Annotated in this window: 13 protein-coding genes; 6 read left to right on the forward strand and 7 right to left on the reverse strand. The window is 67.3% G+C overall.

Annotated elements, in window-relative coordinates:
* Positions 1 to 27: 27 nt before the first annotated feature.
* Genes H3309_RS00330 through H3309_RS00350 form a run of 5 tightly spaced genes read right to left on the reverse strand, consistent with a single transcriptional unit; the run spans position 28 to position 4,654 of the window.
* The gene (locus H3309_RS00330; RefSeq protein ID WP_182296417.1) at positions 28 to 1,239 is read right to left on the reverse strand and encodes a hydrolase; all 1,212 of its coding nucleotides are present in this window, start codon (positions 1,237 to 1,239) and stop codon (positions 28 to 30) included.
* Positions 1,236 to 2,891 carry a thiamine pyrophosphate-dependent enzyme gene (locus tag H3309_RS00335; protein WP_182296419.1) on the reverse strand — a complete coding sequence of 552 codons (1,656 nt, stop codon included), beginning with the start codon at positions 2,889 to 2,891 and terminating at the stop codon, positions 1,236 to 1,238. Before H3309_RS00335 ends, H3309_RS00330 begins: the two co-directional genes overlap by 4 nt.
* A 37-nt stretch (positions 2,892 to 2,928) precedes the next feature.
* A complete protein-coding gene (locus tag H3309_RS00340) occupies positions 2,929 to 3,573 on the reverse strand; it encodes a cytochrome b/b6 domain-containing protein (protein ID WP_182296421.1) in 645 nt (214 codons plus the stop codon).
* A gap of 4 nt (positions 3,574 to 3,577) precedes the next feature.
* Positions 3,578 to 4,021, reverse strand: coding sequence for a c-type cytochrome (locus H3309_RS00345; RefSeq protein ID WP_182296422.1), 444 nt, complete (start codon positions 4,019 to 4,021; stop codon positions 3,578 to 3,580).
* A 60-nt stretch (positions 4,022 to 4,081) separates the two neighbouring features.
* Positions 4,082 to 4,654, reverse strand: coding sequence for a thymidine kinase (locus tag H3309_RS00350; RefSeq protein WP_182296424.1), 573 nt, complete (start codon positions 4,652 to 4,654; stop codon positions 4,082 to 4,084).
* A gap of 457 nt (positions 4,655 to 5,111) precedes the next feature.
* Between H3309_RS00350 and H3309_RS00355 the strand changes: the two genes are divergently transcribed.
* From H3309_RS00355 to H3309_RS00365, 3 genes are read left to right on the forward strand one after another with little or no spacing between them, the layout of a single operon-like run.
* Positions 5,112 to 5,366: an antitoxin gene (locus tag H3309_RS00355; protein WP_182296426.1), complete on the forward strand. Its 255-nt coding sequence runs from the start codon at positions 5,112 to 5,114 to the stop codon at positions 5,364 to 5,366.
* Positions 5,363 to 5,752: a PIN domain-containing protein gene (locus H3309_RS00360; protein ID WP_182296428.1), complete on the forward strand. Its 390-nt coding sequence runs from the start codon at positions 5,363 to 5,365 to the stop codon at positions 5,750 to 5,752. Before H3309_RS00355 ends, H3309_RS00360 begins: the two co-directional genes overlap by 4 nt.
* Positions 5,753 to 5,758: 6 nt before the next feature.
* Positions 5,759 to 6,229 carry a hypothetical protein gene (locus H3309_RS00365; RefSeq protein ID WP_182296430.1) on the forward strand — a complete coding sequence of 157 codons (471 nt, stop codon included), beginning with the start codon at positions 5,759 to 5,761 and terminating at the stop codon, positions 6,227 to 6,229.
* A gap of 140 nt (positions 6,230 to 6,369) precedes the next feature.
* Here the strand turns inward: H3309_RS00365 and H3309_RS00370 are convergent, their stop codons facing one another.
* Positions 6,370 to 7,128 (reverse strand): glucose 1-dehydrogenase, encoded by a 759-nt coding sequence (locus H3309_RS00370; protein WP_182296432.1) that lies wholly within the window; start codon positions 7,126 to 7,128, stop codon positions 6,370 to 6,372.
* A gap of 93 nt (positions 7,129 to 7,221) precedes the next feature.
* On the opposite strand from H3309_RS00370, the gene H3309_RS00375 reads away from it, so the two are divergent.
* Together H3309_RS00375 and H3309_RS00380 are read left to right on the forward strand one after the other, a co-directional pair.
* A complete protein-coding gene (locus H3309_RS00375) occupies positions 7,222 to 8,484 on the forward strand; it encodes an MFS transporter (RefSeq protein ID WP_182296434.1) in 1,263 nt (420 codons plus the stop codon).
* A gap of 136 nt (positions 8,485 to 8,620) precedes the next feature.
* Positions 8,621 to 11,299: a TonB-dependent receptor gene (locus H3309_RS00380; protein WP_182296436.1), complete on the forward strand. Its 2,679-nt coding sequence runs from the start codon at positions 8,621 to 8,623 to the stop codon at positions 11,297 to 11,299.
* Between the two features lie 57 nt (positions 11,300 to 11,356).
* On the opposite strand, the gene trmFO is transcribed toward H3309_RS00380, so the two are convergent.
* On the reverse strand, positions 11,357 to 12,664 hold the full coding sequence (trmFO, locus tag H3309_RS00385; protein ID WP_182296438.1) for a methylenetetrahydrofolate--tRNA-(uracil(54)-C(5))-methyltransferase (FADH(2)-oxidizing) TrmFO: 1,308 nt from the start codon (positions 12,662 to 12,664) through the stop codon (positions 11,357 to 11,359).
* Positions 12,665 to 12,741: 77 nt separating this feature from the next.
* Here trmFO and H3309_RS00390 point away from each other — a divergent pair, with 77 nt between their 5' ends.
* Positions 12,742 to 14,115, forward strand: coding sequence for a M20/M25/M40 family metallo-hydrolase (locus H3309_RS00390; protein ID WP_182296439.1), 1,374 nt, complete (start codon positions 12,742 to 12,744; stop codon positions 14,113 to 14,115).
* Positions 14,116 to 14,432 lie beyond the last annotated feature (317 nt).

The following is a 14,432-nucleotide window of genomic DNA, read 5'->3' on the forward strand; positions in this document are numbered from 1 at the left end:
GGCGTCCGTGAATCGCAAGGGTTGCGGCTATGCGGCGCGGGGGAAGCCCCGCGCGGCAAGGCGCATGAGCAGGAGGGCGGAGAGGCGCGCGCGTTCGGCGAGGCTGTCCACCAGCAGAAATTCGGCGTCGCTGTGGATGGCGCCGCCGCGCACGCCCAGCGTGTCCACCACGGCAAGGCCGGTGGCGGCGAGGTTGTTGCCGTCGCAGACGCCGCCGGCGGGCTGCCAGGCGATATTCAGGCCGAGGTCGGTGCCGGTATCGCGCACCAGGTGGAACAGGCGGAGCTGGTTCTCGTCCAGCGGTTTTGGCGGACGGGCGAAGCCGCCATGGCGATGGGCGCTGACATCGTGCGCGAGGGCGACGGCGGCGATCGCCGCGTCCATGGCAGCGCTGGCCTCGGCCTGCGCTTGTGGCGTGGAGGGACGAAGGTTGACGCGGAGCACGGCGTTGTCCGGCACGACATTGTTCGGCGCGCCGCCGTCGATCTTCGCGACATTCACTTTCAGCTCGGGCGAGCGGAGCGCGGCAAGGCGGAGCGCCAGGTCGGCGGCGGCAACGATGGCGTTGCGGCCATCCTGCGGGTTGCGCCCGGCGTGTGCAGAGCGGCCGGCGAGGTGGACGGAGAAGTTGCCGCTGCCGGGGCGGGCGCCGGCGAGGGTGCCATCGGGCAGCGCCGAGGGTTCATAGGTCAGTGCCAGGTGGACGCGGGCCGCGGCGGCGGCGAGCAGCGGGGCGGAGCCGAGGGAGGAGACTTCCTCGTCTGCGTTGAGGATGATTTCATAGCCGAGGCGTGAGGCGTCGGGGCTGGATTCGAAAGCCGCCAGCGCGGCGAGCATGACGGCAATCCCACCCTTCATGTCGGCGACGCCGGGGCCGTTCAGGGTGTTGCCGTCGAGCCAGCGCAAGGACTGGAAGGGGTGATCGACGGCAAACACCGTATCCATGTGACCGGTGAGCAGTACGCGGGTGGCGGCGTTCGGGCGGACGGACAGGTGGAGGTTGCGGCCGTGGGGCAGCGGGCGTTCCTGACCGTCGGCGGTCATCTGGGTGGCGGGAGCGGGGTCGACGAAGGCCATGGTGCCGAGCGCCGCGAAGGCGGCGGCGAGGGTGGCGGCGGTGGTTTCGAGGCCGGCGAGGTTGCGGCTGCCGCTGTTGATGGCGCACCAGGCCTCGACCTGGGCCAGCATGGTGGCGGGATCGATGGACGCCAGCGCGGCCGCTTCCGCCGGGCTGATCATGCGCCGTCCGCCAGCCGCCGGCCGGGTCCGATTTCCTGCGGGTCGGTCAGGATGTGGATCAGCGCGGCGCTGCCCGCGGCGCGGGCGCGGGCAAGCGCATCGGGGAAGGCCCCGGTGGTGGTGACGGTTTCGCCGTGCAGGCCGAAGCTGCGGGCGAAGGCGGCGAAATCGGGGTTGGTCAGGCGCGTGCCGCTCTGCCGGCCGCTGAAGTCGCGGGCCTGGTGCATGCGGATGGTGCCGTACTGGCCATTGTCCAGCACGACAAAGATCGGCCGCGCGTCCTCATGCGCGCAGGTGGCGAGTTCGTTGCCCGACATCAGGAAATCGCCATCGCCGGCGACGACCACCACGGTGCGGTCCGGATGCAGGATGGCGGCGGCGATGCCGGCGGGGACGCCATAGCCCATCGCGCCGGAGGTGGGGGCGAGCTGCGTGCCGGCTGCGCGGTGGTGGTGGAAGCGGTGCAGCCAGGCGGCGAAATTGCCGGCGCCGTTGGCGAAGATGGTATCGGCGGGGAGCGTTTCGGAGAGGTGGGCGATGATGGCGGCGGGGTTGGGGCCGGACTGCACGCTGGTGGGGGTGGTCCAGGCGAGATAATCGGCGCGGGCCCCCTCCGTCACTCGCTGCGCTCGTGCCACCTCCCCCGCTTCGCAGGGGAGGAGCTTGGCCAGTGCGCTCAGCGTGGCGCCGATGTCGGCGTGGAGGGCGAGGGCTGGTTGCCAGACGCGGCCCAAGGCCAGCGGGTCCGGGTGGATGTGGACCAGGGTGCGGGCGGCGCTTTCGGGGGTGAAGAGGGTGTAGGCCTGGCTGGGGTTTTCGCCGAGGCGGGCGCCGACGCACAACAGCAGGTCGGCGGCTTTCACGCGGGTGACGAGCGCGGGGTTAGCGCCCAGGCCGAGTTCGCCGGCGTAGAGCGGGTGGCGGTTGTCGAAGCGGTCCTTGCGGCGCCAACTGGTGACGACGGGCATTTGCCAGGCTTCGGCGAAGCGGCAGGCATCGGCAACCTGTTGCGCGCTGACGCCGGGGCCGCCGAGCAGCAGCAGCGGGCGCTGAGCGGCGGCGAGGCGGGCGTGGATTTCGGCGAGCGCGGCTGCGTCTGGCGCGGGCGGGGCGATGCGGGCGGGGGCGACGGCGGGGTGGACGGCGGGTTCGGACAGCTGGTCCTCCGGCAACACCACCACCACCGGGCCGGGGCGGCCGCTGGCGGCGGCGGACAGCGCCGCCGCCATCAGTTCGGCGGTGCGGTCGGGGCGGTCGATGGTAATGACGCGCTTGGCGATGGTGCCGAAGACGGCGGTGTAATCCACTTCCTGAAAGGCTTCGCGGCCGAGCATGTCGGTGCCGACCTGGCCGACCAGCAGCAGCATCGGCGTGCTGTCCTGCTGCGCGGTATGAAGCCCGATGGCGGCGTGGGTGGCGCCGGGGCCGCGCGTCACCATGGCGACGCCGGGGGTGCCCCGCAACTTGCCATAGGCTTCGGCCATGTTGGCGGCCGCAGCCTCGTGCCGGCAGGTGACCAGGCGCAGCCGGTCGCGGACATCGTGCAGCGCATCGAGGACGGCAAGGTAGGATTCGCCCGGCACGGCGAAGGCGTGGGTGACGTTCGCTGCGATCAGGGCATCGACGATGGTCTGGGCGACGGTGCGTGACATGGGTGGCCTTGTGCCCGCCGGCGGTGCGCTTGGCAATTCAGCCGATACCGGGCGCGCCCCTGCCAATCCACCAGGCGAGGCCGGCGGCGACAACCGCGACCGGCACGCCCGCCCAGGCCGGGGCCATGCGCGGCGCGGGTGTGTTCGGCGGGATGTCGCGCCGGCCGGTCAGCATTGCCGTCACCAGGTTGCGCCGGCGCACCACGGCGTAGAAGAGGATGGCGGCGAGGTGCAGCCCGATCAGCCACAGCAGCAGGTCGAACCCGCGATGGTGCCATTCGCGCGCCGCCTCTGAGGTGTCATAGCTGACCAGGTGGCTGAGCGGGCCGGAAAACAGCCCGTCGACATCCTGCGCCACCAGCCCCAGCGCCATCTGAACGACGAGCAGCGTCAGCAGCGCAATGATGCTGAGAGCACCAAGGGGCGAATGGCCGACCGGGTTGATCCGCCCGCGCAGGTAGCCGAGAATGGCGCCCGGCCCGCGTACGAAGCTGCGGAAGCGCGCCGGCTCGCTGCCGACGAAACCCCAGACGATACGGAAGACGACGAGGCCGAGCGCAACCAGGCCGAGCTGGACATGCCGCTCCATCTTGCCTTCCTCCGCCGTCCACCACATCGCCGGGATCAGCAGAACGAGGCTCCAGTGGACGATGCGGACCGGCGCGTCCCACAGGCGGGCCATGCGGCTATTTCTTTTCCTCGCGGAACTGGTCGTGGCACGCCTTGCAGGTGCCGCCGGTGGCGCGCAGCGCGGCGCCGACCGCGGCGATGTCGGTGCCCGCGGCCGCCGTGTTAAGCGCATTGGCGGCGGCGGCGAAATTGGCGGCGGCCTTGGCGAAGTCGCCCGGCTTGCTCCAGATGTCGGCCTTAGCCTCTGTCTTGGCGCCCGTGCCGCTGCCGGCGGGGAACCATTTGGGCAGATCGGGGGCGAGCCGGTTCAGCGTGGCGGCGTTGGTGCGGAACACGGCGATGTCGGGCGAGCCGCCGCGAAACTCGTCGCCCATCGCCTTCATGGCGCGGCCCATGGCCTTGAAATTGGCTTGGCGCGCCTCGATCACCTTGGCGGGCTGGGCGAGCGCGGGGGCGCCCATGGTCAGCAGAATGGCAAGCAGGGGAAGGGGTTTCAGCATGGCTGCACTTTCATCCGCGATGCGCCCCTGCCGCATCTGTCGCGCGTCGGCCGGCTGCCGTCAAGCGAGCTTTCCCGACATGAAGTGGCGGCGGCAGAGCGCGACATAGCGGTCGTTGCCGCCGATTTCGGTCTGCTCGCCATCACGCACCATGCGGCCCTGAGCGTCGACGCGGGCGTTCATCGTTGCCTTCCGCCCGCAGTGGCAGATGCCCTTCAGCTCGATCAGGTTGTCGGCGAGCGCGAGCAGGGCGGCGCTGCCTTCGAACAGCCGGCCCTGGAAATCGGTGCGCAGGCCATAGGCGACGACGGGGAGGTCGCGCTCGTCCACCAGCCGGGCGAGGTCGAGCACCTGGGCGTGCGTCAGGAACTGGGCCTCGTCCACCAGCACGCAATCGACCGGTGGGGCGCGGTTGATGATGGCCTCGAACAGGTCGGTCGTCGCGTCGAACGGCGTGGCGGGGGAGTCGAGGCCGATGCGGCTGGCGATGCGGCCGACACCCGCCCGCGTGTCGATGGCGGCGGTGAAGAGGGCGGTTCGCAGGCCCCGTTCGGCATAGTTGAAGGCGGCCTGGAGCAGGGTGGTGGATTTGCCGGCGTTCATGCTGGCATAGTAGAAATAGAGTTTGGCCATGGCCCGGCGGGGCGTAGCCGTTGGAGGAAAATTGCGCAGCAATTTTCTGAAACGGCTCGACTCCCGCCGGTGCCTGGCCGGCGGGGCGGAGGGCTTGCCCGACGAGCCCGGCCGACAGCGTGGCTTTGCCACGCTTTTTGTTCTTTACTTCCCTTCTTGTCGCTCTCTCCACACGCGGCGCTGTTCGTTTCGCGCGGCTTGGCCGCGCAGGGGCTGTAGGTTTATGGAAGGTTTGTCGAAAAAAGTGACAGCCTGAATCAACGGCTTAGCAGAGATGGGGGTTTTCAACAGAGTCGCGCGGTGTGGATGGCGGATGGAACGAAACGGCGTGATACCGATATGGTTATCACAGGACAACGGATTTGACAAGCTGTTTGTGCCGGCTTGTTGGCGGCCATTGAGAGGTCTGTGGACAGGCTGCCCGATTGTTCGTATATACATGGTTGGAGGATATACCATGGCCGCACTCAACACGCGCACCTTCAAGTCCGGCAACAGCGAGGCGCTGCGGTTACCAAAAGGCTATGGTTTTGGTGTCGGCCGGGCCGTGCGGCTGGAGCGCCGGGGCGCGGAGTTGGTCGTCACTCCGGTGGCCGAGAAGGAAGAGCTGACGCCGTTTCAGCAGATGCTGCGTAAATTGGCGACCTTGCCGGCGCCCGATTATGTCGAGGAGCGTATCGGGCCGGAGCCGCCGGAACGGCCGGGTCTTTGATCCTGCTCGACACCAGCGCGGCCATTCCGATCCGCGACGCCCATCCGGCCATTCTGCTGCGTGCCGCCGAATGGACGGTGGCGTCCATCTCCGTCGTGACCGAAATCGAGTTGGAGGGTGGGGTCGTCAGCGACCCCGCCCAGTCGTCCCGCCGGCGTGCGCGGCTGGACCTGTTGCTGACGCAGGTGCGCGTGTTGCCTTTTCAACGCGACGCCGTGCGGGTCTATCGCGCGATCGTTGAAGCGTCGGGCTTTTCGCGGCGCAAGGTGATCGACTGCATGATCGCGGCGACAGCCATCGTCCACGACCTGCCGCTGGCGACCCTGAATCCGGGCGATTTCAAGGATATCCCGGGCTTGAGCGTGGAGAATTGGGGCGTTTCGTGAAATGAGTTGGCGGCATTCCGAGACTATATCCAAGCTAAAGTCTGTTCACTTAGCAAACCGTTGCCGCAATTTGAACTGATCAGTGCAACAGAAATTTTGGGTAAAACAGGAACATCAAATGTGATGAGCAGATCTCGTGCGCAGGCATATTTATTGGTTGGCGTGGTGCAAATCCTGCTTTTGATTCTTTTTGAGATGTTTAGCAAATATCTGCCGACTTCAATATATTATTCAGTATTTGTAATTATTCCGTTCGTTGGCTTCCTGTTGGTCAAAATAATCTATCACCACAAAAATGAATATTATAGTATTGTTGATACCAAAATTGCGCTATTTGCGGCGGCAATATCATTCACATGTGCCTATCTGATCACCAACCCTGGCACAGCGGGTAGGTGGACAATTATAGTGATCATGTGTTTGGCGCTAGTTGGTGGTTTGGCAATGACGCTCATATGGTCTAAAAGGAAGAAGTAGTTTTATAATGTTCAAACGCCTGATGTACGGAGGTATTGAAACGGGTTGCAAGATGCGCGCGCCCGCTCGTTGCCATCATAACCCCATGCCCGCTGTACACGTGGGAGTCTTCGTGGCGCGAGGAGCTTGGGCGGGTCGGATTATTGCGCACTAATCCCCCCATCGATCCAGAGTTCGGCGCCGGTGACGAATTTGGCTTCGTCGCTGACCAGGTAGACGGCGGCGTGGGCGACGTCGTCTGGCTCTCCCACCGTGCCGAGCGGGATCTGGCGGCCGAGTTTGGCCAGCGTCGCTTCCTTGTCGGTGCCGAAATTGTCCAGGATGGGCGTGTCCACGAAGGCGGGGTGGACGCTGTTGCAGGTGATGCGGTAGTTTTTCTTCGCGCAGTGCAGCGCGACGGATTTGGTCAGGTGGCGGACGCCGGCCTTGGCGCTGTTGTAGGCGGCCATCTGCCCGCTGGCGATGACGCCGGCGATGCTGCTGATGTTGAGGATGCTGCCGCGCGTGCCGTCCCGCGCGTTGGTGGCGGCGATGGCGGGAACGCCGTGCTTGCAGCCGAGGAAGACGCCGTCCAGGTCGATGGCGTGGACGCGGCGCCAGCTTTCGAGGCTGGTGTCCTCGACCGTGCCCGGCGTGCCGATGCCGGCGTTGTTGACCAGGATGTGCAGGGCGCCGAAGGTCTCGACAGCGAAGGCGACCGCCGCCTGCCATTGTGCCTCGTCCGTCACGTCATGCGCGAAGCTGGCCTGGCCGAGCGCGGCGGCTTCGCGGGCGGCGCCGTCGGCGTTGATGTCGGTCAGCAGCACGCGCGCGCCTTCGGCGACGAAGCGCCGGGTCATGGCGAGGCCGAGGCCCGACGCCGCGCCCGTTACCAGGGCCACTTTTCCTGCCAGCCGCATCGCGCTTCCTCCCCATGTTGCGGCGCTGACATTGATTGATGGCGCGCCGCGGTTATCCCTGCGGGCTAACGGGCGTGAGGGGAGAGCGCAAGCATGTCGGTAACCGGAGGGGCGCACAGCCAGTTGACGGACAGCAGCCCGCTGAGTTCGACCCGCTGGGCGATCCTGGCGCTGGTGGTGGTGGCGACGATCATCAACAATTTCGACCGGCAGATGATCGCGCTCTTAAAGCCCTTCATCGAGGCGGAGTTCGGCTGGGGCGACACGCTGTATGCGCGCCTGGCCTTCTGGTTCCAGATCGGGGCGGCGGTCAGTTACCTGTTCGCCGGCTGGTTCGTGGACCGCGCCGGCGTGCGCATCGGCTATGCCGTCGGGGTCGGCGTCTGGTCCTTCTTCACGCTGCTGCATGCCTTTGTGCAGAGTTTTGCCGGCATGGTGGGGTTGCGGATCGCGCTGGGCGGGTCGGAGAGCGTGAACACGCCGGCGGCGATCAAGGCGGTCGCCACCTATTTCCCGCCGCGCGAGAGCAGCCTGGCCATGGGGATCGCCAACAGCGCGTCCAACATCGGCGCGATCATCACGCCGCTGGCGATTCCGGCGATGGCGATCGCGTTCGGCTGGCGCAACGCCTTCATCGTGACCGCGGTGGCGGGGTTCGTGTGGCTGGTGGTGTGGCTGCTGGTGCGGCCGGCGGCGCCTTCCCTGGCGGGTGTGGTGCCGACGCCCGAAGCCTCTTTGGTGCACGAGCCGGCGGACCGCTGGTTCGACCTGCTCCGCGACCGGCGGGTGGCGGGGTTCGCGCTGGCAAAGGCGCTGACCGACAGCGTCTGGTGGCTGATGATGTTCTGGGCGCCGGATTTCTTCATGCGCACCTTCAGCCTGACGGTCAGCGAAGTCGCGCTGCCGGTCGCGGGGGTCTATGTGCTGGCGGCGCTGGGGTCGGTCAGCGGCGGCATGCTGGCGCAGCGGCTGATCCTGCGCGGGATGCCGGTGAAGGACGCGCGGCTGCGGGTGCTGTTCACCTATGGCACGCTGGCGCTGGTGGCGCCGATCGCGCTGTTCACCGCGCAGCTGTGGGTGTCGGTGCTGATGGTGGGGCTGGTGCTGTTCGCGCACCAGGGTTTTTCCACCAACCTGTTCGCGACCGTGATCGATGCCTTTCCGGCGCGGCGCGTCGCCTCGGTGGTGGCGCTGGGGGCGCTGGCGGGCAATGTCGCCGGTGCGGTGGTGCAGCTGCTGGTCGGCTGGCTGCTGGAAACGGGGATCGGTTACCTGCCGCTGTTCGTGGCGGCCGGGCTTGCCTATCTTCTGGGGGCGCTGGCGATCCGGGCACTGACGCTGCGGGCCGGGGACTGATGCAAGGATGCAACAGGTAGGGCACGGCATGCAGTGTTGCAATGCAGCAATGCTTGCGCGCGCATCGGGCAGGCAATAGGCGGCGCTCAACTAATGAACAGTCGGCTATCATGCCGCGATCCTTGGGAGAGATAATTTGCGCAGCCTTCTTTTGACCTCCGCGGCACTGCTCGCTTTTGCCGGCGCGGCCCACGCGCAGACGGCGCCCGCCACCCAGCCCGTGGCGGCGGATGAAAATCCGGGCGAAATCATCGTGACCGCGACCAAGCGCGCGCAGCGCCTGTCCGACGTGCCGATCGCGGTCAGCGCGGTGACGGCGGAATCGCTGCAGAATTCCGGTGCGACCGACATTCGCCAGCTGAACCAGCTGTCGCCGTCGCTGCTCGTCTCCTCGACCAGTTCCGAAGCCGGCGCCGGCGTGGCGCGGATCCGCGGCATCGGCACCGTGGGCGACAACCCCGGCCTGGAAAGCTCGGTCGCGGTGTTCATCGACGGCGTCTATCGCAGCCGCTCGGGCGTCGGCCTGACGGAGCTGGGCGAGATCGACCGCATCGAGGTGCTGCGCGGCCCGCAGGGCACGCTGTTCGGCCGCAACGCCAGCGCCGGCCTGATCAACGTCATCACCGCGCAGCCGAAGTTCGAGACGCAGGGCAACGCCGAGGTCAGCTATGGCAATTATGACTATTGGCGCGTGGCCGGCGGCATCACCGGCGGCCTGACCGACAAGATCGCGGTGCGGCTGGACGGCGTCTATACGAAGCGCGACGGCTTCATCAAGGACCTGACCTCGGGCCGCGGCCTGAACAACCGCGACCGTTACCTGCTGCGCGGCAAGGTGCTGTTCGAGCCGACCGACGATGTCTCGATCCTGCTGACCGCCGACTATGCCAGCCGCAAGGAGGAGTGCTGCGCCTCCACCTATGACACGCCGTTCGGCACCACGACGCGCGACGCGTCGGGCAATGTGGTGTTCCTGCCGAACGCCAATTCGGTGCTGAACATCCTCAACCAGCTGGGCGGCAACATCCAGATCGCCGACCGGTACAAGCGGGAGACAGCGATCACCCCCGGCCGCGGCTATCAGTCCGACGTCAAGGATTATGGCTTCAGCGGCGAGCTGAACTGGCAGTTCGGCGACACCAAGCTGACCAGCATCACCGCCTATCGCGACTGGAAGGTGACGAGCGGCCAGGACGCCGACTTCATGGCGCTGGACGTGCTCTATCGCCCCGGTGGCGCGAAGCGGCAGTTCCGCACCTTCAGCCAGGAACTGCGGCTGAACGGCACGGCGTTCGATGACCGGCTCGACTGGCTGGTCGGCGGCTATTACGCCGACGAGAAGCTGGATGTGACCGACAACCTGGCCTATGGCGCCGACTATCAGCGTTATGCCAACTGCCTGGTGGTCAATGGGCTGTCGGGGGTTGCGGCGTCCATCGGTCTGCCCGGGCTGCTCAGCACGTCGCAACCGGGCTGCATTAGCCAGACCGTGGCGGCGGCCATTCCCGATGTGCCTGCGCTGGCAGGCCTGCGCGGGCCTGCGCGGCTGTTTGCCGGGCTGACGGTTCCGGGGCTGTTCGGCTATGATGCGGTGGCGGCGGCCGTGGGCCAGCCGGGCAACTCGCTGGTGGGTGACGGGCTGAATGACCGCTACCGCCAGAACAGCCGCAACTATGCCTTCTTCACGCACAATGTCATCGACATCACCGACAAGCTGTCGCTGACGCTGGGCGCGCGCTACACCAACGAGCGCAAGGAAGTGTTCGCCAACCTGGCCAGCGTCGGCAACCCGCTGTGCGGCGCCATCCAGACCAACCCGGCCCTGGCGGGCCTGGCGACGCTTCCCTGCGTCATCAACAACCGGGTGAACGGCGCCTACACCGGCATCAAGAAAGAGGACAAGTTCAGCGGCACCGTGGTGGTCAGCTTCAAGCCCACCGACCGCCTGCTGACCTATGCCAGCTACTCGCGCGGCTACAAGGCCGGGGGTTTCAACCTCGACCGCTCGGCGCTGCTGCCGTCCGCGCCGAACATCAACCAGCTGACGTTCGAGCCGGAGACAGTGAACGCCTTCGAGCTGGGCGCCAAGCTGCGTGGCCGCGAGTTCAACCTGAACATCGCCGGCTTCTATCAGGAGTTCTCCAACTTCCAGCTGAACACCTTCAACGGGGTGAACTTCCTGGTGGAGAACACCACGGGCTGCAAGACCGCGCTGGCGGCGAACGGCAGCTGCGCACCCGGTGACACCAAGGCCGGCGTGGTCAGCAAGGGCGTGGAGATCGAGGCCAACATCTTCCCGATCGACAATGTCGTGTTCAACCTGGGCCTGACGGTCGCCGACACCAAATATCGCAAGCCGCTGGTGGGCCTCAACGGCCGGCCGCTGCCGGGTGCGCTGGCGCTGCTGCCGGGTGAGCGGCTGTCGAACGCGCCGCTCTATGTCGCCACGACCAGCTTCGCCTGGATGCCGCCGATCGGCGACACCGGGATGAGCGCGCTCTTCTATGTCGACATGCGTTATCAGTCCGAAATCCGCACCGGGTCCGACTTGTTCCCGGAAAAGACGCAGCAGGGCTTTGCCGTGGTCAATGCGCGGGTCGGCCTGAACGGCAAGGACAAGCGCTGGTCGGTGGAAGCCTGGGCGCAGAACCTGCTGAACGAGAAGTTCACCCAGGTCGGCTTCAACACCCCGCTGCAGGGCGGCGGCTCCGCCGGCCTGGTGGAGCGTGGCCTGGGCACGGTCGGCAACACGCTGTTCTCCAGCTTCCTGGGCGAACCGCGCACCTATGGCATCACGGTGAAGACCAAGTTCTGATCGACCTCATGGGGAGGGAAAGGCCCGTCGGCAACGATGCCGGCGGGCTTTTCCGTGTCAGGCGTTCAGCCAGTCCGCCAGCGCGGCGCGGGCGCGGGCGGCGTGGGCGGCCTTGCGGCTTTTCTTGTGGATGTCGTGCAGCGGCGGGAACAGGCCGAAGTTGACGTTCATCGGCTGGAAGCTGTCGGCCTCCGCACCGCCGGTGATGTGGTGCAGCAGCGCCCCGATGGCGGTGGTCGGCGGCGGGGGCGGCAGCGTCGCACCCCGCAGATCGGCGGCCGTGAAACGGCCCGCCAGCAGGCCAATCGCCGCGCTTTCGACATAGCCCTCGCACCCCGTGATCTGGCCGGCGAAGCGAAGCCTCGGCTCGGCGCGCAGGCGCAGCCGGTCATCCAGCAGCAGTGGCGAGCGGATGAAGCTGTTGCGGTGCAGGCCGCCCAGGCGGGCGAACTCGGCCTGTTCCAGGCCGGGGATGGTGCGGAAGATGCGGACCTGTTCGGCATGCTTCAGCTTGGTCTGGAAGCCGACGATGTTGAACAGCGTCGCCATGGCATTGTCCTGCCGCAGCTGCACCACCGCCCAGGGGCGCTTGCCGAACCTCGGGTCGCGCAGGCCGACGGGTTTCATCGGCCCCCAGCGCAGCGTTTCCGGGCCGCGTTCGGCCATCACCTCGATCGGCATGCAGGCCTGGAAATAGGGGGTGTTCGCCTCCCATTCCTTGAAACTGGTCTTCTCGCCGGCCAGCAGGGCCTCGATGAAGGCGTAATATTGCTCCTTGTCCATCGGACAGTTGAGATAATCGGCCTCGCCCTTGTCATAGCGGCTTTGCGCCCACACGATGCCGCGGTCGATGCTGTCGGCGTGGACGATGGGGGCGATGGCGTCGAAGAAGGCGAGATGGTCTTCGCCGGTAAGGCTGGCGATATACGCCGCCAGCGGCGCGGCGGTCAGCGGCCCGGTGGCGATGATGGTGGGGCCCCAGCCGGCGGGCGGCGAATCGATGCGCTCGCGCACGATGGTGACGTTGGGATGGGCGGCCAGCGCGGCGGTGACGCCGGCTGCGAACTGCTCGCGGTCGACGGCCAGCGCGCTGCCGGCGGGCACCCGCGCCCTGTCGGCCTCGCGCAGGATGAGGCTTTCCATGGCGCGCATCTCGGCATGCAGCAGGCCGACGGCATTGTGTTCGGGATCGTCGCTGCGGAAGCTGTTGGAGCAGACCAGTTCGGCAAGGTCCGTGGTGTGGTGGGCCGGCGTCGCCTCGATGCCGCGCATTTCGTGGATGACGACCGCAATGCCGGCCTCGGCCAGCTGCCAGGCGGCCTCGCTGCCGGCAAGGCCGCCGCCGATGATGTGAACGGGTGTCATGCCGCTGCAATACCCCCTTGCGCATGCGGTGCAAGCGGCCGACAAGGGCCATGGGCAGGGCATGGCCGAAAGTGACGATGATGCGCCTGCTGCTGTTGACCGCCCTGTTGCTGTCGTCCGTCGTCCAGGCCGCCGAGCCGGCGGACAGCGCGGCGAAGCTGCGCGACGCCGCGCTGGGCAATGGCGAGGCGTACAGGTTTCTGGAGGCGATGACCACCGAGGTGCCGCTGCGGCTGGCGGCGACCGAGAGCGAGGCGAAGGCGGCGGCCTGGCTGACGGCGCGGCTGAAGGCCATGGGGTTCAGCAATGTGCGCAGCGAGCGCTTTCCGATGCCGCGCTTCGATCGCGGCGTGGAGACGGCGAGCATCACCGCGCCCTTCCCGCAGCCGTTGCACATCACCGCGCTCGGGCGTTCGGGCGCCACGCCACCCGAAGGGCTGGAGGCGGAGGTGGTGCGCTTTGCCAGCCTGGACGATCTGCGCGCCGTGCCCGACGGCAGCCTGACGGGCAGGATCGCCTATGTCACGCACGCGATGGTGCGCACGCAGGACGGCAGCAGCTATGGCGCGGCGGGCGCGGTGCGACGGTCGGGGCCGTCGATTGCCGCAAAAAAGGGGGCGGCGGCGATCCTGATCCGGTCGCTGGGCACTGATCACCAGCGCAATCCCCATGCCGGCAGCAACAGCTGGGACGCCGGGCAGGCGCCGATTCCCGCCGCGGCGATGAGCCTGCCCGATGCCGAGCAGCTGGACCGGGTGTTCGCGCGCGGCAGGCCGGTGACGATCCGGCTGGTGCTGACGCCCCGGATCACCACCGGCACCAGCCAGAATGTACTGGCGGAGATCCCGGGCAGCGATCCGGTGCTGGGCAAGGAGGTGGTGCTGATCGGCGGGCATTATGACGCCTGGGACCTGGCGACCGGCGCGCAGGACGATGCATCGGGCTGTGCCATTGTCGTGGCCGCGGCAAAGACGATCCTGGACGCAAAGCTGAAACCGAAACGGACGATCCGCGTGGTGCTGTTCGGTGCCGAGGAGCCGGGGATCTTTGGCGGCCGCGCCTATGCCGAGGCCCACAAGGCCGAGGTCCACGCACTGGCGGCGGAAAGCGATTTCGGTGCCGGACGGGTGTACCAGATCTCGTCGCGCGTGAACGAGGCGGCGCTGCCGGTGGTGCGCGACATGGTGCGGCTGGTGGCGCCGCTGGGGGTGTCGGGCACGCGCGACAATGACAATCGCGGCGGGCCGGACCTGGTGGCGCTGGCGGAGGCCGGCGTGCCGACGCTGGAGGCGCAGCAGGACGGACTGCATTATTTCGACGTGCACCACACGCCGGACGACACGCTGGACAAGGTGGAACCGGCGGCGCTGGCGCAGAACAGCGCGGTCTATGCGGTCATCGCCTGGGTGGCGGCCAACAGCGGGGTGGCGTTCGCACCCGTCAAACCTTGATGTCTGTTTCGGCGCGGCCGGCACCGACCCTGACGCCGTCGGCAAAACTTAAATGTGAAAGAAGGTAAATCGCTGATATTCGTGCTTAACGTCACATTCGTTAACTTGCACGTAAAGGGCGCAACAGTCATATCCGCCGGGCAACCGAAAGGACATGACCCATGAAAACGCTCGCTCTCGCCATCGCCCTGCTGGGCACCGCCACCGCCGCTTCGGCGCTCACCGTCACCAGCCAGGCCTATGACGCCCCGCTGTCGGCCGGCCAGTCGATGGTCGTCACCTTCGACGCTCCGAACGCCGCGGGCTACAGCTTTGCG

This window comes from Sandaracinobacteroides saxicola, from assembly GCF_014117445.1.
GTDB classification, from domain to species: domain Bacteria; phylum Pseudomonadota; class Alphaproteobacteria; order Sphingomonadales; family Sphingomonadaceae; genus Sandaracinobacteroides_A; species Sandaracinobacteroides_A saxicola.